This window comes from Bacillus sp. JCM 19034, from assembly GCF_001310635.1.
Classification (GTDB): Bacteria; Bacillota; Bacilli; order Bacillales; family Bacillaceae_D; genus Halalkalibacter.
The window spans coordinates 1-21,942 of sequence record NZ_BAXR01000022.1 but is presented as its reverse complement, the minus strand read 5'-3'; the positions used below and the strand labels follow the sequence as shown (position 1 = coordinate 21,942).

General features: G+C 38.1%; 14 protein-coding genes, 1 tRNA gene, 1 other RNA gene, 6 pseudogenes and 1 other annotated feature. Of the genes and pseudogenes, 20 read left to right on the top strand and 2 right to left on the bottom strand.

Annotation, left to right across the window (positions count from 1 at the left end):
- The first annotated feature begins 185 nt into the window (after positions 1-185).
- The 6 genes and pseudogenes from yaaA to JCM19034_RS18005 all read left to right on the top strand — a co-directional run bounded on the left by yaaA (position 186) and on the right by JCM19034_RS18005 (position 7,443).
- A complete protein-coding gene (gene yaaA / locus JCM19034_RS18030) occupies positions 186-401 on the top strand; it encodes a S4 domain-containing protein YaaA (protein WP_062051965.1) in 216 nt (71 codons plus the stop codon).
- 11 nt (positions 402-412) lie between these two features.
- Positions 413-1,527: pseudogene (gene recF, locus JCM19034_RS18025) on the top strand (DNA replication/repair protein RecF).
- A gap of 4 nt (positions 1,528-1,531) precedes the next feature.
- Positions 1,532-1,804 (top strand): extracellular matrix regulator RemB, encoded by a 273-nt coding sequence (gene remB, locus JCM19034_RS18020; RefSeq protein WP_062051963.1) that lies wholly within the window; start codon positions 1,532-1,534, stop codon positions 1,802-1,804.
- 25 nt (positions 1,805-1,829) lie between these two features.
- Positions 1,830-3,752: pseudogene (gene gyrB / locus JCM19034_RS18015) on the top strand (DNA topoisomerase (ATP-hydrolyzing) subunit B).
- Positions 3,753-3,776: 24 nt separating this feature from the next.
- Positions 3,777-6,275, top strand: a pseudogene (gene gyrA, locus JCM19034_RS18010) (DNA gyrase subunit A).
- A 100-nt stretch (positions 6,276-6,375) separates the two neighbouring features.
- Positions 6,376-7,443 (top strand): HD-GYP domain-containing protein, encoded by a 1,068-nt coding sequence (locus tag JCM19034_RS18005; protein WP_062051961.1) that lies wholly within the window; start codon positions 6,376-6,378, stop codon positions 7,441-7,443.
- A 63-nt stretch (positions 7,444-7,506) separates the two neighbouring features.
- On the opposite strand, the gene JCM19034_RS18000 is transcribed toward JCM19034_RS18005, so the two are convergent.
- Positions 7,507-8,247 carry an MBL fold metallo-hydrolase gene (locus tag JCM19034_RS18000; protein WP_062051959.1) on the bottom strand — a complete coding sequence of 247 codons (741 nt, stop codon included), beginning with the start codon at positions 8,245-8,247 and terminating at the stop codon, positions 7,507-7,509.
- A gap of 228 nt (positions 8,248-8,475) precedes the next feature.
- Here JCM19034_RS18000 and JCM19034_RS17995 point away from each other — a divergent pair, with 228 nt between their 5' ends.
- A complete protein-coding gene (locus JCM19034_RS17995) occupies positions 8,476-9,786 on the top strand; it encodes an ATP-binding protein (RefSeq protein ID WP_062051956.1) in 1,311 nt (436 codons plus the stop codon).
- 55 nt (positions 9,787-9,841) lie between these two features.
- Here the strand turns inward: JCM19034_RS17995 and JCM19034_RS17990 are convergent, their stop codons facing one another.
- Complete coding sequence (locus tag JCM19034_RS17990; protein ID WP_062051954.1) at positions 9,842-10,807, bottom strand: YaaC family protein; 966 nt, start codon at positions 10,805-10,807, stop codon at positions 9,842-9,844.
- A 144-nt stretch (positions 10,808-10,951) separates the two neighbouring features.
- On the opposite strand from JCM19034_RS17990, the pseudogene guaB reads away from it, so the two are divergent.
- The 13 genes and pseudogenes from guaB to JCM19034_RS17930 all read left to right on the top strand — a co-directional run bounded on the left by guaB (position 10,952) and on the right by JCM19034_RS17930 (position 21,796).
- Positions 10,952-12,408: pseudogene (guaB, locus tag JCM19034_RS17985) on the top strand (IMP dehydrogenase).
- 151 nt (positions 12,409-12,559) lie between these two features.
- Positions 12,560-13,906 (top strand): D-alanyl-D-alanine carboxypeptidase family protein, encoded by a 1,347-nt coding sequence (locus tag JCM19034_RS17980; RefSeq protein WP_062051952.1) that lies wholly within the window; start codon positions 12,560-12,562, stop codon positions 13,904-13,906.
- A gap of 185 nt (positions 13,907-14,091) precedes the next feature.
- Positions 14,092-14,976, top strand: a complete 885-nt coding sequence (pdxS, locus tag JCM19034_RS17975) for a pyridoxal 5'-phosphate synthase lyase subunit PdxS (protein ID WP_062051950.1) — start codon at positions 14,092-14,094, stop codon at positions 14,974-14,976.
- 19 nt (positions 14,977-14,995) lie between these two features.
- A complete protein-coding gene (gene pdxT / locus JCM19034_RS17970) occupies positions 14,996-15,583 on the top strand; it encodes a pyridoxal 5'-phosphate synthase glutaminase subunit PdxT (RefSeq protein WP_062051996.1) in 588 nt (195 codons plus the stop codon).
- Positions 15,579-15,781: a binding site (T-box leader), on the top strand. Its footprint overlaps the gene before it by 5 nt.
- Before the next feature lie 80 nt (positions 15,782-15,861).
- Positions 15,862-17,139 carry a serine--tRNA ligase gene (gene serS / locus JCM19034_RS17965; RefSeq protein WP_062051948.1) on the top strand — a complete coding sequence of 426 codons (1,278 nt, stop codon included), beginning with the start codon at positions 15,862-15,864 and terminating at the stop codon, positions 17,137-17,139.
- A 192-nt stretch (positions 17,140-17,331) separates the two neighbouring features.
- Positions 17,332-17,424 (top strand) — tRNA-Ser (locus JCM19034_RS17960).
- Positions 17,425-17,518: 94 nt separating this feature from the next.
- On the top strand, positions 17,519-17,935 hold the full coding sequence (gene tadA / locus JCM19034_RS17955) for a tRNA adenosine(34) deaminase TadA (protein WP_370622198.1): 417 nt from the start codon (positions 17,519-17,521) through the stop codon (positions 17,933-17,935).
- Positions 17,936-18,114: 179 nt separating this feature from the next.
- Positions 18,115-18,381, top strand: an RNA gene (gene ffs, locus JCM19034_RS17950) — signal recognition particle sRNA large type.
- A 139-nt stretch (positions 18,382-18,520) separates the two neighbouring features.
- Positions 18,521-20,210 (top strand): annotated as a pseudogene (gene dnaX, locus JCM19034_RS25335) (DNA polymerase III subunit gamma/tau).
- Positions 20,211-20,228: 18 nt separating this feature from the next.
- Positions 20,229-20,540, top strand: coding sequence for a YbaB/EbfC family nucleoid-associated protein (locus JCM19034_RS17940; RefSeq protein ID WP_062051946.1), 312 nt, complete (start codon positions 20,229-20,231; stop codon positions 20,538-20,540).
- Between the two features lie 91 nt (positions 20,541-20,631).
- Positions 20,632-21,228: a recombination mediator RecR gene (recR, locus tag JCM19034_RS17935; RefSeq protein ID WP_062051944.1), complete on the top strand. Its 597-nt coding sequence runs from the start codon at positions 20,632-20,634 to the stop codon at positions 21,226-21,228.
- A 12-nt stretch (positions 21,229-21,240) separates the two neighbouring features.
- A pseudogene (locus JCM19034_RS25330) lies at positions 21,241-21,461 on the top strand (DUF2508 family protein).
- Between the two features lie 71 nt (positions 21,462-21,532).
- A complete protein-coding gene (locus JCM19034_RS17930) occupies positions 21,533-21,796 on the top strand; it encodes a pro-sigmaK processing inhibitor BofA family protein (RefSeq protein WP_062051994.1) in 264 nt (87 codons plus the stop codon).
- Positions 21,797-21,942: the final 146 nt, after the last annotated feature.

Here is a 21,942-nt window from a genome sequence, read left to right as displayed (position 1 = left end):
AGGTAGAATTTAATTAACTGACAAATAAAAGGACTTGGCTATATCTGTTTGGTTTAGTACAATATAAGAAAGACAATGTGACGTTTATTTTAGACAGCATTTCACTCAACATGATTTGCTGTCTTCCTTTGCTCAAATTCAAAAGAGTTCCTTTTACATCTAACGAAAAGAAAGTTGTGATCAAAATGGAAAAAATCGTCATTTCAACAGCTCACATAACATTAGGACAAGTATTAAAAGAAATAGGAGCTATTGATACAGGTGGTATGGCTAAATGGTATTTAGCGGAGCATTCCGTATATGTGAACGGTGAAAAAGAACAACGCCGTGGGAAAAAGCTCGTTCGAGGTGATCAAATTCTGTTAGAGGATGGAACACAAATTGAAATTGCTACTGATTAGGGGGAAGCCTGGTGAAGATCACAAACCTTAAAGTGAAACAATACCGAAATTATCAACAAGTAGCCCTTTCCTTTGAACCATCCATAACAATTTTCATCGGTGAAAACGCCCAAGGGAAAACAAATATTTTAGAAGCTATTTATGTGTTAGCTTTAGCAAAGTCCCATCGTACTTCTAAAGATAAAGAGCTAATTGCTTGGGATGAAGAGTTTGCTAAGATTGAAGGCCAATTTACGAGAAGAACTGGTACGTTAACGCTTGAATTAATCCTTTCTCATAAAGGCAAAAAAGGAAAAGTGAACGGGCTAGAACAGAAGAAATTGAGCGAATATATTGGCGCTGCTAATGTTGTGATGTTTGCCCTGAGGATTTAAATTTAGTGAAAGGCAGTCCGCAAATTAGAAGAAAATTTCTAGATATGGAATTAGGGCAAATAAGCCCCGTTTATCTTCATCATTTAGCTTTATACCATAAAGTATTAAATCAGCGAAATCATTTGTTAAAATCAATGCAAGGTCAGAACGGTTCTAAGGATATGCTTGATGTATTAACAGATCAATTGATTATGTTAGCTGTAGAGGTGACGAAGCGACGAGTAGAATTTGTGAGCAAATTGCAAAAGTGGGCTGAATCGATTCATTACGATATTAGTCGTGGAAAGGAACGTTTAAATATACAATACCTTCCATCATCTAGTGTATTAGATGAAATAGATTTGTCGAAACTAAAAGAAGGATTCTATGAGACGTACGCACGAAAAAAAGAAAATGAAATACGTAGAGGGGTTACGTTGTTTGGCCCGCATCGAGACGACCTTGGTTTCTTTGTCAATGAACGTAATATTCAAACATTCGGTTCACAAGGTCAACAACGAACGACGGCACTAGCAGTTAAATTAGCTGAAATTGAATTGATTTATGAGGAAATTGGAGAATATCCAATTCTTCTACTGGATGATGTCTTATCAGAGCTGGACGATTTTAGACAATCGCATTTATTAAAGACGATTCAAAAAAAGGTACAAACGTTTGTAACAACAACAAATATTGATGGAATTGATGAAGCGATTTTAACTAATTCCATTATTTATGACGTAGAAGAGGGAACGATCGATCAAAGGCGGTGATAGAATGTTTATCCATTTAGGAGGGGACATCATGATTCGATCAAAGGAAATTATTGCGATTTTGAATCATGATGCAAAAGATCAAGCGATAACAGCTGAATTTCTAAAGGAAGAAGAAAAAAACAAACCGATGACGGTCATTTCGGCTGATTATATAAAATCTATTGTCTTAACAAATAAAGAAATCTATTATTCGCCTGTTTCTTCGCTAACTCTTAATCGAAGAGCTCAAGGCCAAATGGACATTCAAATGGATAAAGATGAAATAGATTCGTAACAAATAGTCAATGTGATTATTGAGAATGAGGGTGAATGAATTGACAGGACAACAATCATATGATGAAAGTCAAATTCAAGTACTAGAGGGTCTTGAAGCAGTAAGGAAACGACCAGGTATGTATATCGGTTCAACAAGCTCACGAGGCTTGCACCATTTAGTATGGGAAATAGTTGATAATAGTATTGATGAAGCGATGGCGGGCTATTGCGATACGATTAACGTAACGATTGAAGAAGATAATAGTATACGTGTCGAAGATAATGGACGTGGAATCCCTGTTGGAATTCATGAGAAGATGGGTCGTCCCGCTGTAGAAGTAATAATGACTGTGCTTCATGCCGGCGGTAAATTTGGCGGTGGGGGCTATAAAGTCTCTGGTGGATTACATGGTGTAGGGGCGTCTGTCGTTAATGCTTTATCCACGTCACTAGAAGTGTACGTCCATCGTGACGGTCAAATCTATTATCAAAAATTTGAGCGTGGTGTTCCGTCTGCTGATTTGCAGGTGATCGGTGAAACAGATAAAACTGGTACGATTATTCATTTTAAACCTGATCAAGAGATTTTCCAAGAAACAATCGTTTACGAATATGAAGTATTATCATCTCGTTTAAGAGAGTTAGCTTTTCTTAATAAAGGATTAACGATTCATATAGAAGATTTACGAGAAGAGAATAAAAATCAACTTATCACTACGAGGTGGAATTGCATCATTTGTCGAACATTTAAACCGTAAGCGTGAAGTGTTGCATGATGAGCCGATTCATATTGAAGGCGAACGTGATGGGATTACAGTTGAGGTTGCTGTTCAATACAATGATAGTTTTGCTAGTAACATTTATTCGTTTGCCAATAACATAAATACACATGAAGGTGGCACGCACGAATCAGGCTTTAAAACAGGTCTAACACGTGTTATTAACGATTATGGTAGAAAGAATGGCTTATTTAAAGAATCCGATGCAAATTTAACTGGTGAAGATGTTCGTGAAGGCTTAACAGCGATTATTTCCGTGAAAATTCCTGATCCGCAATTTGAAGGACAAACGAAAACGAAGCTAGGAAATAGTGAAGCTAGAACGATTACAGATTCATTGTTTAGTGAACGATTTTCACGCTTTTTAGTTGAGAATCCTCAAGTTGCCAAACGAATCATTGAAAAGGGAGTTATGGCATCAAGGGCACGTGAGGCAGCGAAAAAAGCTCGTGAGCTTACTCGTAGGAAGAGTGCACTTGAGGTAAGTTCTTTACCGGGTAAATTAGCTGACTGTTCATCAAAGGATGCGTCAATAAGTGAAATTTACATCGTTGAGGGTGATTCGGCAGGTGGCTCAGCGAAGCAAGGCGAGATCGTCATTTTCAAGCGATTTTACCTCTAAGAGGGAAAATTATAAATGTTGAAAAAGCTAGATTGGACAAAATTTTAGCGAATAATGAAATACGAGCAATGATCACTGCTTTCGGTACAGGGATTGGTGATGATTTCGATATTGAAAAGGCTCGTTATCATAAAATCATTATTATGACAGATGCCGATGTTGACGGTGCTCATATTCGTACATTAATTTTGACATTCTTCTATCGATATATGAGGCCATTAATTGAAAAAGGATATGTGTACATTGCACAACCTCCTTTATACAAGCTTTCAAAGGGTCGTGAAGTTTCTTATGTGTACAGTGATAAAGAACTAGAAACAGCGTTAAAGGATGTTTCTGATCGTAGTAAAATAGGGATCCAGCGATATAAGGGTTTAGGTGAAATGAATCCAACACAATTATGGGAAACGACAATGGACCCTGAACATCGAACTGTTTTACAAGTGACGTTAGAAGATGCGATGAAAGCCGATGAAATTTTTGAAGTGCTTATGGGAGATCGAGTTGAGCCTCGTCGTGACTTCATTCAAGAAAACGCTCAATATGTAGAAAATCTTGATATATAGGCTTAAGATGGAGGTTTATAATTAATGGCTGAGCAAGATCAATCTAGAGTAAAAGAACGTAATATTAGTCAGGAAATGAAATCATCGTTTATGGATTATGCGATGAGTGTTATTGTAAGCCGGGCATTACCTGATGCGAGAGATGGTTTAAAGCCTGTACACCGCCGGATTTTATATGCAATGAATGAGCTTGGAATGACACCAGATAAAGCATATAAAAAATCTGCACGTATTGTCGGCGAAGTTATTGGTAAATACCATCCACATGGTGATTCGGCTGTATATGAAACAATGGTACGAATGGCACAAGATTTTAGCTATCGCTATATGTTAGTCGATGGTCATGGAACTTCGGTTCAGTTGATGGAGATTCTGCAGCAGCGATGCGTTACACTGAAGCAAAGATGGCTAAAATTTCAATGGAACTCGTTCGTGATATTAATAAAGATACAATTGATTATCAAGATAACTATGATGGTTCTGAACGTGAACCTATTGTTATGCCTTCTCGTTTTCCTAATTTACTTGTAAACGGGGCTTCTGGTATTGCTGTTGGGATGGCAACAAACATTCCACCTCATCAATTAGGAGAGGTGATTGATGGAGTATTGGCACTTTCACATAACCGTGAAGTTACGATTCAAGAATTAATGGAGTATATTCCTGGACCAGATTTCCCAACAGGTGCAGAAATATTAGGTCGTTCTGGCATTCGTAAAGCGTACCAAACGGGGAAAGGCTCCATTACGCTTCGTGCACAAACATCGATTGAGGAGCATAACGGAAAGCAACGAATTATAGTGACAGAAATTCCGTACCAAGTGAATAAAGCACGTTTAATTGAGAAAATTGCTGAGCTTGTTCGTGACAAGAAAATTGATGGGATTACAGATCTACGTGATGAATCCGATCGTACCGGGATGCGAATAGTGATTGAAATGCGTCGGGACGTTAATGCGAACGTATTGCTCAATAATTTGTTTAAGCAAACAGCGTTGCAAACAAGCTTTGGTATCAATTTATTAGCACTCGTCCAAGGTCAGCCGAAAGTTCTTAACTTAAAAGAATGTTTAGAGCATTATTTAGATCATCAAATTGTCGTCATTAGAAGAAGAACGGCGTTTGAGTTGAAAAAGGCGGAAGCACGGGCACACATTCTAGAAGGGCTCCGTATCGCTTTAGATCATCTCGATGAGGTTATTGAATTAATTCGTGGTTCTCAAACGGCAGAGGCTGCACGTAATGGCTTATAGAGCGCTTTAACTTAAGCTATGAGCAAGCACAAGCGATTTTGGATATGAGGCTACAACGTCTGACTGGCTTAGAACGTGACAAGATTGAAAATGAATATAAAGAATTAATTGCTCGAATTGCTGAATTAAAAGCGATTTTAGCTGATGAGGAAAAAGTTCTTGAAATTATTCGTGAAGAATTAACAGAGATTAAAGAAAAGTATAACGATAGTAGACGTACGGTTATTTCATTGAGTGAGGATCATCTTGAAGATGAAGATTTAATTCCACGTCAAAATGTCGTTATTACGATTTCGCATCACGGTTACATTAAGCGTATGCCAGTTTCAACGTATCGTAACCAAAAGCGAGGTGGGAAAGGGATTCAAGGAATGGGAACAAATGATAATGATTTTGTTCAGCATCTCTTTACGACAAACTCCCATCATACGATTTTGTTCTTTACAAATAAAGGAAAAGTGTATCGCCTAAAAGGCTATGAAATTCCAGAGTTAGGAAGAACGGCAAAGGGTCTTCCAATTATTAATTTGCTTCAAATTGAACAAGGCGAATCAATTAGCACGGTCATTCCGATTGCTGAATTTACCGAAGATGCGTATTTGTTCTTTGCTACAAAACATGGTGTAACGAAGCGAACAGAGCTATCTCATTTTGCTAATATTCGTAAGGGTGGGCTTTTTGCGATTACTTTACGGGAGCATGATGAGCTTCACGGAGTTAGATTAACGAACGGGAAACGGGAATTGATTATAGGAACAAAACAAGGAATGTCAATTCGCTTCCTAGAATCAGACGTTCGTTTAATGGGGCGGACAGCCGCTGGTGTGAGAGGAATTTCGTTAGGCGATGATGACTGTGTTGTTGGTATGGACATTGTTGAAGAAGATCATGATGTTCTAATTGTAACGGAAAAAGGCTTTGGTAAACGAACGCCTATCGAAGAGTACCGCATCCAAAACCGTGGTGGAAAAGGGATTAAAACTTGTAACATCACTGAAAAAATGGGCCAGTTGTTGCTTTAAAGGTAGTATCTGACCATCATGATGTAATGATTATTACAGTCAGTGGTGTTGTCATTCGAACCAATGTAGAAGGAATTTCTGTTACAGGTCGAAACACTCAAGGTGTAACATTAATTCGTGTCAATGAGGGAGAAGAAGTCGCTACAGTTGCTCGTGTCAATATTGATGACGAAGAAGATGAAGGCGAAGACCAAGACATTCCTTTGGAAGATGAGCTAGATTCAGATGATGTTGAATCCGAGGAATAACGAGACAAGTTCTGTCGGGGAAAAAGGGTTGTGCCAATGTATAATGGGACGACCCTTTTTCTTTACATATGTGTAATGATTAGTAAGGGTGGGAGAGAGAATGGAAGTCAAATTATATCAAGTTGAGCCAGGCTGCATAACGAATAAAGAAGTACCAGGCTTGACGAAATTACCACTAGTTAAAAGAAATACAACACTTACTGAAGAATTACTTTCCGTTTTAAAGGCTTTTATGGTTGAAACAATCGATGTTAAGCCAATAAAGTCTAATGGAGAATCATTTACACCGTCAGTAATCCGTCCAGCAATGGAACATAAGCCGATTGATTTTGTTTCATTGTATTTGCAAGCGGTGAAAAAATATGAATCGCTTTTTAAAGTTTGGCAATCTGGAAAAAAAGTAGAAGTCAATGAGGTAAGAGCAGTATTATTACCGTTGTTTAAGCATTTAAACAAAGAACATCAAAAACTAATCTACTTACACCATTACAGTACTGTAGACGATTATTTATATCATCATAGTATATACGTTGGAATTCTCTCCTATTACTTGGCATATAAATTACATTATTCTCCTGGGGAATGTATTCAAATAGGCTTAGCAGGTGCACTAGCAGATGTCGGAATGGCAAAAGTAACACCGAGATTATTAACTAATGAGAAATCGACGTTAACGGATCATGATTTTGAGGAAATAAAGAAGCATCCTGTATTCAGCTATAATATGATAAAAGGCAGCCCAGATGTAACAGAACTAATGACGTTAGCCATCTTACAGCATCATGAGCGGAATGATGGAAGTGGCTATCCACTAGGAATTAAAGAGGATAAAATCCATCGTTATGGACAAATCATTGCTGTTGCAGACGTATACCATGCGATGACAACGGAACGTCATCATCGAAAAAAACGCTCAACTTTTCAAGTTTTAGAGGAGATCTCAACAGGACAATTTGGGAAGTTTGAATACCAAGTCATCCAAGCGTTAATGCAAAGCATCAATTACATATCTAATGGTAATCGTGTACGACTTTCTAATGGAGAAGAGGCTAACATTGTCTTTTTTGATGAACAACATCCTACTCGGCCGCTTGTGAAATTAGATAAAGGCGAAATGATTAATCTTGCCCACAACCATTCTATCTTTATCGAGGAATTACTTGAATAAGAACGTGATCCGATTCACATCATAAAAGATCCCATTTACTACATGAGTAGATGGGATTTTGTTTTATAGCTCAAAGGTTAATCCCGTTTTTGCGAGCATAACGTGACCATCAAATTGCTCCTTTGCTATCCTAATGAGTTCACTATGGTCACCAAAATGTGGGAGATGGGTGAGGACTAATGTTTCCACGTTTGCTAATCCGGCAAGCAAAGCGGCGTCTGAAGGGGTGGAGTGCCCTGTTATTTTGGCGAGCTGTTCATCGTATAATGACGTTTCGTAAATAAGGATGTTTGCATTTTTAGAAAAAGGAACGAGATTATCGCACCAACTCGTATCAGCGGAATAGACAATTGTTTTTCCGGAGGTTATGTCTTTGAATTTCATAGCTAGGCAATAGGCGGGATGATTTGTTTGACAAAAGGTAACTTGCCACGGACCAATTTGAAGTTGATCATTCTCATTAATGCTACGACCTTCAGTAAAATCATGAAAATGGAGTGATTGGAACTTCTCATCATCCTTGTCATTTGCGTATATCGGTAATATTTTTGACCTTTTTTGTAGCTGGTGGTTCACTAACATACTATATTGTAAACTACCTACATCCGCGATATGGTCATGGTGATAATGGGAGAGGATGAGAGCATCTAATTGATGTAGAGGTATATAATTCTGTAGCAGGGATAGGGCTCCGCTACCACAATCAATGAGTAAGCGAAATCCACTTTGTTCTAATAAATATGCTGAAGTTGCTTCATTTTTATTAGGGTAAGCCCCCCAAAAACCGATAATCGTTAATATCATATCAAACGCTCCTTTTCCAGTTCTTATATGAACGATCCTCAATTTTAATTATTTCCTACTTATATAATATTATTTTAATTAATCAAAACATAAATAGGTTTATTAGATTGGAAGATATGGTTCTCAGTATTAGCCAAATAGAGAGTGTATACAGCTGAAACAAACCAAGTATTCATACTTGCTAACTTTACATTTATAAGATAATAATAGAATAGTAGGAGGTTATTTATGAAAAAGAGAAATAAACGGACGATCCCTTTAACGGAACGAATAGACATTAAAGAGGGTTCACACATTTTATATGTCTATCGGTCTGATGAGTTGTATTTAGAAAACTTGGTTTCAGCCATAGTGGTAGCTAGATCAGTCAACCAACATGTTATTGTTATTGAGGAAGAAGAGGTTTACAAAAAAGCAATTGAAAAAGTTAAAAAAGAGCTAGGAACAAATAGTGAAGATTACTTAAATAAAATTCATTATATTAATAGTGTTGACTTTTATCTAGTAAATGGGAATTTCCACTTTAATAATGCGATAAATTATTTACATGATTTATTTACCTCTTATACGGAGAAAAAGATTTCAGTACGTGTATGGGGGCATGTTTATTTACATAATTATTTAGATAACATGGATAAGCTTCGTACATATGAAAGTCAGTGTGATCAGGCTGTTAACGATTTTAATATCTTAACTGTCTGTTCTTATGATGGAAAGATTACGCCGGCATTCGTTCAAACAGAGATGATGAGAAATCATCCGTATTTTATGACAGATACAGAATTAGTGAAATCTCCTTTATATCACGAAACAGAGGAAAGCGTTTTTCCATCCATTGCAAGTCAAAAGAAAATTGAATCTGATTTGGAGTTATATCGTCAAAAACTGGATTTTATTCACGTGATAGCTCATGAAGTTCGAAATCCGTTAACCGTTATCAAATCGTTTGCAGCTATTTTAAAGACAGAAGTAGAAAAGGAAGATTCTATAGCAAAGTTAGCATTAATTGAGGATTATGCAACAGCTATTGATCATGAAATTAATCATATGATTCAAACGGAGCAAATGCTAACAGTTGATTCTTTATGGGAAATAACATCGATTGATATTTTACCAGTTATTAACGAAGTCATTGAAAGTATGAGAGTAAAAGCCAGAACGCAAAACATTCAATTGGATACGAACATCAACCTTTCTAACTCTGTAAATGTTCAAGCTAATGCAATGGGTTTAAGGCTTGTCATTTCCAATCTGCTAAGCAATGCAATTAAATATAGTCAAGAAGGCGGTCGCGTCATTTTAAATAGCTTCATAAAAAATGAACACCTTACTATTCAAGTGATAGATCAGGGGATAGGAATGAGTCAAGAGGAAGTAGAGAAGCTATTTAAAAAATATCAGAAGATGAATCAAGATGTACCTGGACAAGGTGTTGGTTTGTTTATGGTTTATCAATTAGTTCACCATTTTAATGGAGAGATTCAAGTTGAAAGTGAAGAAAAAAAAGGGACAAAAATGGAAGTTACCTTTTCCTTATAATACATATTTTATTTTCGCGCTGATTTTGAATAGACAAAGTCAGCGCATGTTTAAACTAGCCATTTTGAATGTTCTGAAGGTAATGAGCAATGAGAAAAGGGATTTTTCTTTCGGCTAGTGTTAAATATTTTAGGATAAATGGAAGATCCACCCCATCGAACGTGTGAATCACATCACCCCACCATTCAGCCTCATAACGACAGATCATACTTAAGTTATATAGAAGTAAATAGTGTATCGCTAGCTCAGGTAAATAACGATATCCATCCCGTCGGTGCTTTTTCAATAAATACATATTTCCTCTTTGATCGTATAACCAAGGGGCAGCATATTGTATGGAAGGCTCTCTAGTTAATGTTATTTGTAATTGATTGTTTTCTTCCTCGATCGTGTTGATTGTAGAGTAACCACTCGTCTTAAAGCTTTCTAAAAAAAGCTCGAAGCGTGATATGGTCATATGGTATGAATCTAATAGTTCTGATGGAAGTTGTAAATAATTCGTCGTTTTACGTGCTTGAAATGAAATGGCTGTGCTATTAATTTGCAAAAACAGATCATGCATATCACCTAATTGCTCAAGAAGAACTCGCATTTGAAACTTCTCTGCTTCTAACTGTTTCACATGAAACATTTTGTCTAAAAAGTGTGAAAAAAGGCCATTTTTTTGGATTTTAACTTCATCATCTAAAAATTGATAGCCGCTTTTCTTTCTTTTTCTTGTTGTTACTCCATGTGCTAATACTTGACTGTTCGCTGGATAAGAGGGGTCCACAGCTAAGACACATGCTTTTAGTAATTGAATGAAACCATAAAATAATAGGATCGGTTTTAGCTCTGTTGGTGACTGAGAAGCTTGTTTAAAGTAAAGCTGTCCATGCTTTAGGTGATAAATAAATGAGTAACAAGCATGATAGCTTTTTGTTTTAGCTTGTGTGATATGAAATCGCTCATACGTTTTAGTTAAATAATTTCTTGTGTATGATACAGAATAATAAGGAAGAAATGAATCCAAAGTATTCATGGCTAAGATTCCCCCTTTGTAATAATCAGTTTATTTAGAAAAATCTTATATTAATCACTGTCTTGACAGTAGTTTACCCACTTGATAAGCTACTAATAATCTTTTTACGTTCATAAAAAATGGATTTGGGGAGGATACGTGAAGATGTGGGAAAATAAATTCGAAAAAGAAGGGTTAACCTTTGATGATGTATTGCTCGTACCAGCACGCTCAGAAGTCTTGCCACGTGATGTTTCAGTAAAAACAAAGCTAAGTGAAAATCTAGAATTAAACATCCCAATTGTTAGTGCCGGAATGGATACTGTCACAGAAGCTAAGATGGCGATCGCGATTGCAGGGAAGGTGGATTAGGTATTATCCATAAGAACATGTCAATTGAAGAGCAAGCAGAACACGTCGATCGTGTGAAACGCTCCGAGAGTGGTGTAATTACAAATCCATTTTCTTTAACACGTAAGCATCAAGTATTTGATGCGGAGCACTTGATGGGTAAATACCGGATCTCAGGTGTCCCGATTGTTGATGATAAGCAAAAGCTAGTCGGTATTATTACAAACCGTGATTTACGTTTTATCGAAGATTATTCGATTGAAATCGATGAAGTCATGACGAAGGAAAACCTTGTAACAGCACCTGTAGGAACAACTTTACAAGAAGCGGAGAAAACTTTGCAGAAGTATAAAATTGAGAAGCTCCCGCTAGTTGATGATGAAGGTGTATTAAAAGGTTTAATAACGATTAAAGATATAGAAAAAGTAATTGAATTCCCTAATTCAGCAAAAGATGCCCAAGGTCGCTTAATCGTTGGTGGTGCTATCGGTGTTTCTGCAGATGCTGATAAGCGAATTGAAGCCCTGGTTGAAGCAGGTGTTGATGCGATTGTTATTGATACAGCACACGGCCATTCAAAGGGAGTATTAGATAAAGTACGTGAAGTTCGAACAAATTATCCTGATTTGACGATCATTGCAGGTAACGTCGCAACTGCGGAGGCTACACGTGACTTAATTGAAGCAGGAGCTAGCGTTGTGAAGGTTGGAATAGGACCAGGCTCGATCTGTACAACGCGTATTGTAGCAGGAATTGGTGTACCACAAATGACGGCTGTTTATGACTGTGCAACAGAAGCTAGAAAGCACGGAGTACCAATTATTGCTGATGGTGGTATTAAATACTCTGGTGATATTGTGAAAGCTTTAGCAGCTGGTGGACATGCAGTGATGTTAGGTAGCTTACTTGCTGGTGTCACAGAAAGCCCTGGTGAAAGGGAGATATACCAAGGTCGTCAGTTTAAAGTTTATCGTGGTATGGGGTCATTAGGAGCAATGGAAAAAGGTAGCAAGGACCGTTATTTCCAGGAAAATGCACAAAAGCTTGTTCCAGAAGGTATTGAAGGAAGAATTCCTTATAAAGGGCCTTTGAGTGATACGATTCATCAACTCATTGGTGGTATACGGGCTGGAATGGGATATTGCGGAACGCCAACATTAGAGGATCTTCGTGAAAACGGTAAGTTTATTCGTATTACAGGAGCTGGCTTGCGTGAAAGTCATCCGCATGATGTCCAAATTACGAAAGAAGCCCCAAATTACTCATTATAATTTTCATGATATCAATCAAATGAACCGTTCGTTAGGAAATAATCGGAAATGGTGTCAAATTATTTAGAAATAGATAGAGACTTCTCTATCTATTTTTTATAGTCGATTATGTTAAAATAACGTCTATCGAAGTAGGTATGGAGGTGCTGGAGTGAGTAAAATTATAAAGAAGCCATTTATTTTTATGATGTTAGTGGCGATATTAATGGTAGGTTGGATTCAACCTAATCCAGCAGAGGCATCTATTGATTTAGAAGCTGAAGCTGCAATATTAATTGACGCAAAGACAGGAAAGATTTTATATCAGAAAAAGATAGATAGTCTTTTGCCGATTGCCAGTATGACAAAAATGATGAGTCAATACTTAATTTTTGAAGCTGTTGAGAATGGGGAAATTAGTTGGGATGATGAGGTGCCAATCAGTGAATTTGTAAGGCAGCTATCTCTTAATAAGACTCTATCGAATGTATCATTGAGACAGGATTATTCATATACAGTGAAAGAGCTATATGAATCCGTAACAATCTACTCTGCCAATGCATCGATGATTGCGATTGCTGATTTAATCTCAGGTTCTGAAACGGCTTTTGTAGAAAGAATGAATGAGAAAGCAGAGGAATTAGGCTTAGAAGATTTTGAATTTATTAATTCTACTGGTCTCAATAATAGTTCAATGAACGGTAACCATCCGGAAGGTACAGCTGCTGACGCTGAAAATCTTTTATCAGCAAGAGCAACAGCTCAATTAGCATATCATTTAATTAATGATTATCCAGAAATTCTTGAAACAGCACAAATCCCAGTAATGGAATTTGATGCAGGTCCGGGTGAAGTAGAGGTTATGCATAATTGGAACTGGATGGTTCCAGGGATTCGTGAGGATTTTGATCAGTTTTCTTATGAGGGTATTCAAGGTTTGAAAACAGGATCAACAAGTACTGCTGGAGCTGCTTTTACAGGAGTAGCAGAGCGTGGAGATGTTCAATTAATCTCTGTTGTTATGAGAACGAACGATCGCGAGGCCCGTTTTACAGAAACAGCTAAATTACTAGATTACGGTTTTGATCGATTTTCGTATGTTGAATTATTTCCTGAAGGGTTCATTCCAGAAGGAGAAGAGCTTGTTGAAGTTGTAGGTGGAAAAGAAAAAGAAGTATCGATATCAAGTGCGGATTCTCTTTCTACACTGATAAAGAACGGTGAGGAAGAGCTTTATAATGTTGAATTAGTGTTAGATGAAAGTAAGTTCAATGAAAATGGGAAATTGGAAGCTCCAATTGAAGCAGGACAAAAAGTAGGTAAGCTTGTATTAACGTACAATGGAGAAGATGAAGAAGAATTCATTTATTCAAATTGGACTGTAGAAGCACCTATTGTAACGGATCAAGCAGTAGAAAAAGCTGGTTGGTTTGCAATGACAATGAGAGGGATTGGGGAATTCTTCTCTGGAATTTGGACAAGTGTAGCCGACACAGTGAGTGGTTGGTTCGGTTCTTAAGAAAGGACACGTTCTAAGTTCCCATCACGTAAAACAAAACGTTGTAACGGTTCAGTGTCTATTTAAAGAAAAGGTGCGTAACGTTTTTTCTCTAAAAAACAGGAGAATTACCCTTATTTGATGTATACTAATAAAGAATATGTCAAATTTACTAGATAGAACGTATAGCTATAGGAGGAATTTTAATGAGTCAAACGGGTACAGATAGAGTAAAACGTGGTATGGCTGAAATGCAAAAAGGTGGCGTCATTATGGACGTTATTAATGCCGAACAAGCGAAAATTGCTGAACAAGCAGGGGCTGTTGCCGTAATGGCCTTGGAGCGTGTTCCAGCTGATATCCGTGCTGCAGGCGGAGTAGCAAGAATGGCAGATCCTACCATCGTTGAAGAAGTATTAAATGCTGTTTCAATTCCAGTTATGGCCAAAGCACGTATTGGGCATATTGTTGAAGCACGTGTACTTGAAGCAATGGGTGTTGATTATATAGATGAGAGTGAAGTATTAACACCTGCTGATGAAGAGTATCACTTATATAAGCGTGATTTTACTGTTCCATTCGTTTGTGGAGCACGTGACCTTGGTGAAGCATCACGACGTATTGAAGAAGGAGCATCTATGCTTCGTACGAAAGGTGAACCAGGCACAGGCAATATTGTCGAAGCAGTTCGTCACATGCGTTTAGTCCAACAGCAAATTCATAAAGTACAAAATATGTCTAGAGATGAACTAATGACAGAAGCTAAAAATCTAGGTGCTTCTTATGAGCTGTTATTACAAATTAAAGAGACAGGGAAGCTTCCAGTTGTTAATTTTGCTGCAGGTGGAGTAGCAACTCCGGCTGATGCAGCACTTATGATGCAACTTGGTGCTGATGGTGTGTTCGTTGGATCAGGAATCTTTAAGTCAGAAAATCCAGAAAAGTTTGCTCGTGCAATTGTCGAAGCGACTACTCATTATGAAGATTATGCATTAATTGCAGAGCTTTCTAAAGGACTAGGTACAGCAATGAAAGGAATTGAAATTTCAACTTTAGAACCATCAGAACGTATGCAAGAACGTGGTTGGTAAGTTGGGAAAGGATTCAACCATGGTTAAAATTGGAGTATTAGCATTACAAGGTGCTGTAAGAGAGCATGTCCAGTGCTTGCAATCATCTGAGACTGAAGTGATTGTTGTTAAAAAAGTGGAACAGCTTAATGAGTTGGACGGAATTGTTTTACCTGGTGGAGAAAGTACAACGATGAGACGTTTGATTGACCTTTACGGATTCTTTGAGCCATTAAAGCAATTTGCGAAGCAAGGAAAACCGGTATTTGGAACATGTGCAGGGTTAATTTTAATGGCTGATGACATTGTTGGATACGATCAAGGTCACCTAGCTGTAATGGATATGAAAGTACAGCGAAATGCGTTCGGACGTCAACGCGAAAGCTTTGAAACTGATTTACAAGTAACGGGTGTAGGCGATGATGTTCGTGCTGTATTCATTCGGGCTCCATTAATTGTTGAAGTCGGTGATGATGTTGAGGTATTATCTACGTATAAGGATGAAATTGTAGCGGCGAGACAAGGTCAATTTCTTGCTTGTTCCTTTCATCCAGAATTAACCGATGACCATCGAATTCATCAGTTTTTTGTTGAAATGGTTAAGGAAGCAAAAGAAGCAAATAAATAAAGCGTTGATAAGGATTAGTATAGCTAGTTTGTTTGTTAAGAGAGCCGGTGGGTGGTGTGAACTGGTCAAACGCTAGTTAGAATCTCCCTTTGAGTAAAGAGAATAAACCTCTTTCAGTGGCCACTGTTATCGGCTAAAGTGGTATGGATTTGTTAAATCCATGCAACAAGGGTGGCAACGCGGGAAACCGTCCCTTCTATTTATTGTAGAAGGGGCGGTTTTTGTTTATGATGGGAAATGATAATTTGGATAATTTTATTTAAAAAGGATGGTGACTTATGTTAGACATTAAACGATTACGCAAAGATTTGTCTGGGATCAAGGAGAAATTAACTACTCGTGGAGAGGATATTTCCGGCTTAGACCGTTTTCAAGAATTAGATGAAAAGAGAAGAGCCGTTATTGTTGAAGTTGAAGAGCTTAAAAACCGCCGTAACCAAGTATCTCAAGAAGTTGCACAGCTGAAACGAGAGAAAAAGGATGCGGATCATTTAATTACAGAAACAAAGGAAGTATCAAATAAAATTAAAGAGCTTGATGAAGAACTAAGAAATTTTGAGCTAGAGCTTGAAGATATTTTATTAACGATACCGAACATTCCTCACGATAGTACACCTGTTGGCGAGACTGAGGATGATAATGTTGAGGTTCGGACATGGGGAGAAATACCGTCATTTTCTTTTGATGTAAAGCCGCATTGGGATGCAGCAACCGATTTGGATATTCTTGATTTTGAGCGTGCCTCAAAAGTAACGGGAAGTCGTTTTGTTTTCTATAAAGGATTAGGGGCTCGTTTAGAACGTGCACTCATTAATTTTATGATGGATCTCCATCAAGATGAGCATGGCTATGAAGAAGTAATCCCACCTTTTATGGTTAATCGCCAAAGCATGACTGGAACAGGGCAGCTTCCAAAGTTTGAGCAAGATTCTTTTCAAATTAAAGAAGATGATTATTTCCTTATTCCGACAGCTGAAGTACCTGTTACTAATTTGCATCGCGATGAAATTCTTTCATCTGAGCAATTACCAATTGCGTATGCCGCATATAGTGCTAATTTCCGTTCTGAAGCAGGATCGGCTGGAAGAGATACGCGAGGTTTAATTCGACAGCATCAATTTAATAAAGTTGAGCTCGTCCGTTTTGTCAAACCAGAAGATTCTTATGAGACATTAGAACAATTAACTTCTCATGCTGAAAAAGTGTTACAACTATTAAAGCTTCCTTATCGTGTCATGAGTATGTGTACGGGCGATCTAGGTTTTACAGCTGCGAAAAAATACGATATTGAAGTATGGATACCAAGCTATAATACGTACCGTGAAATTTCGTCTTGTAGTAATTTTGAAGATTTTCAAGCAAGACGTGCCAATATAAAATTTCGTCGTGAACAAAAAGCAAAACCAGAGTTTGTTCATACATTAAATGGTTCTGGATTAGCGATTGGACGAACAGTGGCCGCGATTTTGGAAAATTATCAACAAGAGGACGGTTCTATTGTTGTACCTGAAGTGTTACGCCCATATATGCGTGTTGACGTGATACGTCCTAAATAATACGTAACGCTCACTATGAAATGGACATTTTTCAAGGTGAGCGTTACCTCTATTGTCTTTCTAGAAATCACTGTGTGAAGCTGTTACAAGCGGGATAAGCTATACAAGTATTTTTATAAATTCAAAATATCATAAAAAGACTTGCTTCTGATGATTATGTTTGTTATTATATTCCTTGTCAGTACGAATTACGGAGGAATACCCAAGTCCGGCTGAAGGGATCGGTCTTGAAAACCGACAGGCGGGTTAAACCGCGCGGGGGTTCGAATCCCTCTTCCTCCGCCATTGATCATACAGTCAACACTGCCGTAATTGGTAGTGTTTTTTCATTTAATTAATAATAATGGGGAAACAATCTAAAATGAAGGTGTAGGCATTTATGGACAACCATGAAAAGTGGATGAGGGTAGCTTTACAACAAGCTGAGGAAGCCCAAAAGATTGGCGAAGTTCCGATTGGGGCGGTCCTTGTAAAGCATGATCAAATTGTTGCTGTAGCATACAATCGTAGGGAAAGTGACCAGCAAGCGTTAGCTCATGCAGAACTAGCGGTTATTGAACAAGCGTGTCAGAAATTAGGTAGCTGGCGTTTGTTAGACTGTACTCTTTATGTCACATTAGAGCCATGTCCGATGTGTGCAGGAGCGATATTACAAGCTCGAATTCCAACTGTTGTTTTTGGTGCTAGAGATCCGAAGGCTGGTTGTGTAGGTTCATTGATGAATTTATTAAATGATTCACGTTTTAATCACCAGACAGAAGTAGTCGAGGGCTGCCTGGCTGAAGAGTGTGGATGATTTTAACGAATTTCTTTAGAAAATTAAGGGCTAATAAGAAAAAGTAATTAGTAGTTATCTAGAAAATGTTATAGTTAAGGCTTCCAATAATTCACAGCTTATAGCTCTTGCATTTAAATGAAAAAACCACTATACTTAATAATACGTCATTGAGACGTTAACAACATTATTACGCTTTACCGTGCTAGGTGGGGAGGTAGCGGTGCCTTGTAACTCGCAATCCGCTATAGCGGGGCTGAATCCCTTCTAGAGGTTTTGGTGCTGCGAGGTCTGCCCTAAGTAAGTGGTGTTGACGCTTGGGTTCCACGCAACGGAAACCCATGAACCCTGTCAGGTCCGGAAGGAAGCAGCAGTAAGTGGATTCTTTCGTGTGCCGTGGAGTCGCCTGGGCCGAGCTAACTGCTTAGGTAACGCTCGTGGCATCTTAATCGAAGGAAGGTGCACGGTATCCTTTTTATATAAAAAAGCAACTACGTTCATTGCGTAGTTGTTTTTTTAATGATTCATAAAAACATCTGATTAGATGATTGTTCTCAACTTTGTGAAAAGTTATAATGAATAAAGGAAGTGGGGGGAGGAAGTGCGATGAGTTATCAAGCTTTATATCGTGTATGGCGACCGCAGCTCTTGCAAGATGTTGTTGGTCAAGAGCATATTACGAAAACGTTACAAAATGCCTTAATGCAAGAGAAGCTCTCTCACGCCTATCTTTCACTGGACCTCGTGGTACTGGAAAGACGAGTGCTGCGAAAGTTATTGCAAAGGCTATTAATTGTGAGCATGCTCCAGTCGCAGAACCTTGCAATCAATGCCATGCATGCAAAGGTATTACATCGGGAGCAATTGTTGATGTGATGGAAATTGATGCGGCTTCTAATAACGGAGTAGACGAAATCCGTGATATTCGTGATAAAGTGAAATTTGCACCGAATGAAGTGCGTTATAAGGTGTATATTATTGATGAAGTACACATGCTATCGACTGGGGCCTTTAATGCTTTGCTAAAGACATTAGAAGAACCACCAAGTCACGTCATTTTCATATTAGCAACGACTGAGCCTCATAAGATCCCATTAACGATTATCTCACGTTGTCAACGTTTTGACTTTAAAAGAATTTCAAGTCATTCGATTGTAGCTAGGATTGAGCAAATTTTAGAAGCTGATGGAATAGAAGCTGAGCCAGAAGCATTATTACAAGTCGCACGAGCTGCTGACGGTGGAATGCGTGATGCTTTAAGTCTACTAGACCAAGCAATTTCGTTTGCGGAGGGACAGGTCACTTTAGAGGATGTTTTAGCGATTACAGGTGCCGTTTCGCAACAAGCGTTACTAAAGATTGTTGAAAATCTTTTAGAACATAAGACGCTTAATGCCTTACAGGAGATTGACCGGATGATTGCTGAAGGGAAAGATCCAATGCGTTTAATTGAGGATTTAATCTATTTTCATCGTGATTTATTGCTCTTTAAGCATGCCCCGAATGCAGAGGACTTACTGGAGAGGCAAAACCAGATGAAGCGTTTCAAGCACTAGCAGAGCGTGTATCACCTCGTTGGCTTCATGAGACGATTGAGTCGTTAACGGTTAGCCATCAAGAAATGAGAATGTCTGCTCACCCGAAGATTTTTTTAGAGCTAGCATTGATGAAGCTCTTGCAACAAGGCTCATCAAATGAAATAGATGTTAGTTCAATCGGAGAAATTCAAGAACTGAAAAAGCAAATACATACATTGCAGCAGCAAGTAGAACAGCTAAACAGCCGAAAACCAGTTACGATTCAAGAAAATACAAATCAAGTCACAGCGAAACCAAAACGGACGAGACGTTCTCAAGCAACCCAATCGAAAGCTTCAACGGCAAAAGTAATGGAGATACTCAAAAATGCTAATAAGCAAAGCTTGCAGCTTGTTACTTCACGTTGGGGAGACGTAATGGAGAAGATGCGAACGACAACTGTCCCAGGTCATGCTTGGTTAAGTGATAGTAAGCCAGTTGCTGCATCTTCTACATCAATTGTTTTGGCGTTTCAAAATGAGATGCATCGTGATATGATGGATACAAAGTTTCGAGATTACCTTGTGCCGATTTTACAATCAAGCTTCCAAACACAGCATTCGTTTGTCACTTTGCTTAGTGAGCAATGGGAGCAGGTAAAGGCTGACTTTGTAACTGAAAAAGGGAAAACAGAAGATGAACCTGAACGAGACCAATTAGTTGAGGAAGCTGTTAAGCTTGTCGGTGAAGAACTAATCGAAATGGTTGATCGTGACTAATAAGGGAGGAAACAAAAGATGAAAAATATGGGTAATATGATGAAGCAAATGCAAAAAATGCAAAAACAAATGGCGAAAGCACAGGAAGAACTTAAAGAGAAAACAGTAGAAGCGACAGCTGGTGGCGGAATGGTAACGGTTGTTGCAAGTGGAGATAAGCGCATTTTAGATGTGAAAATTGCCGAGGATGTTATTGATCCAGATGATCCAGAAATGCTACAGGACTTAATTTTAGCTGCAACAAATGAGGCGTTGAAGCTAGTAGATGAATTAGTTGAAAAGGATTTGGGCAAGTTTACAAAAGGGATGAATGTACCAGGATTATTTTAAACGATAATCGCTGCAAGGATGAATCCACCTACCTATCTCGGTAGGTGGATTTTATCGAAAGAATCGTTTTTGGAGGAAGGAGGTTGTTGGTTTGCAGTATCCTGAACCAATAGCGAAATTAATAGAAGGTTTTATGAAGCTCCCAGGTATAGGACCTAAAACGGCTAGTCGCCTGGCTTTTTTTGTTTTAGATATGAAGGAAGATGATGTGTTAGACTTTGCTAAAGCTCTCGTGAATGCAAAGAGAAACTTGACGTATTGCTCAGTTTGCCATCATATAACTGATATTGACCCATGCAGAATTTGTGAGGATCGAAGTCGTGATCAATCGGTTGTTTGCGTCATTCAGGAGGCAAAGGATGTCATTGCAATGGAAAAAATGAAAGAATACCGTGGGTTATATCACGTATTACATGGTGCAATCTCTCCGATGGATGGAATTGGACCTGAAGATATTAAAATTCCCGAATTACTAAAGAGATTGCAGGATGATACGATTCAGGAGGTTATTATTGCTACGAACCCAACGATAGAGGGTGAGGCAACAGCCATGTATATGTCGAGACTAATTAAACCAACAGGAATAAAGGTCACAAGGATCGCTCATGGTCTACCTGTAGGAGGCGATTTAGAGTACGCAGACGAAGTGACATTATCTCGTGCAATTGAAGGTCGTCGAGAATTATAGGAGGCAAAATAGATGTTTCTTAAGAAAAAAGGAAAAATCCGTGAAGGGCAGCACCTTCTTTTGTTGAATCAATTAGAAATGCTGAAGAAAAAGGTTGATGAGCAAAAGCAGATTATTGATCGTAGTATCGACCTTCTGAAGAGGTCTTGAATCGAGCGAAAATAACAGAAGCACTATATTCACTCTTATTAAGGGAAGCAAGAGCGAATAATGTAAAAAGGAGCAAACAATAAAAGGTTTGTTCTTTTTTTATTTCTTGAAACATATAAATGGGTTAGACAAGCTCGATGAAAGAGGTGATCCGATGGAACCTACTTTAGTTATTGTCCTATTAGTAGCTTTAGTTTTCATTTTATTATTGGTGGGTGCACCTGTTAAACCGTTACGATATGTAGGTAGATTTGCTATACAATGTTTAATCGGAGTGTTAATGCTTTTTTTCGTAAATGTACTCGGTGCAACGATTGGATTGTATGTTCCGATTAACGGCATTACAACGATAGTAACAGGTTTATTAGGTATCCCTGGAGTAGCATTGTTAGTGGGAATTGCAATTTTCATTATATAATTTTAAAAAAACACTTGCATTAAATAATGTTACCATGTTATATTATTTCTTGTCGCAATTAAAGGACATTTTAACGAAATAAAAAAATGTTGACTTTATTTTTGAGACATGATATATTAGTAAAGTCGCTAAAACGACAACGGCAC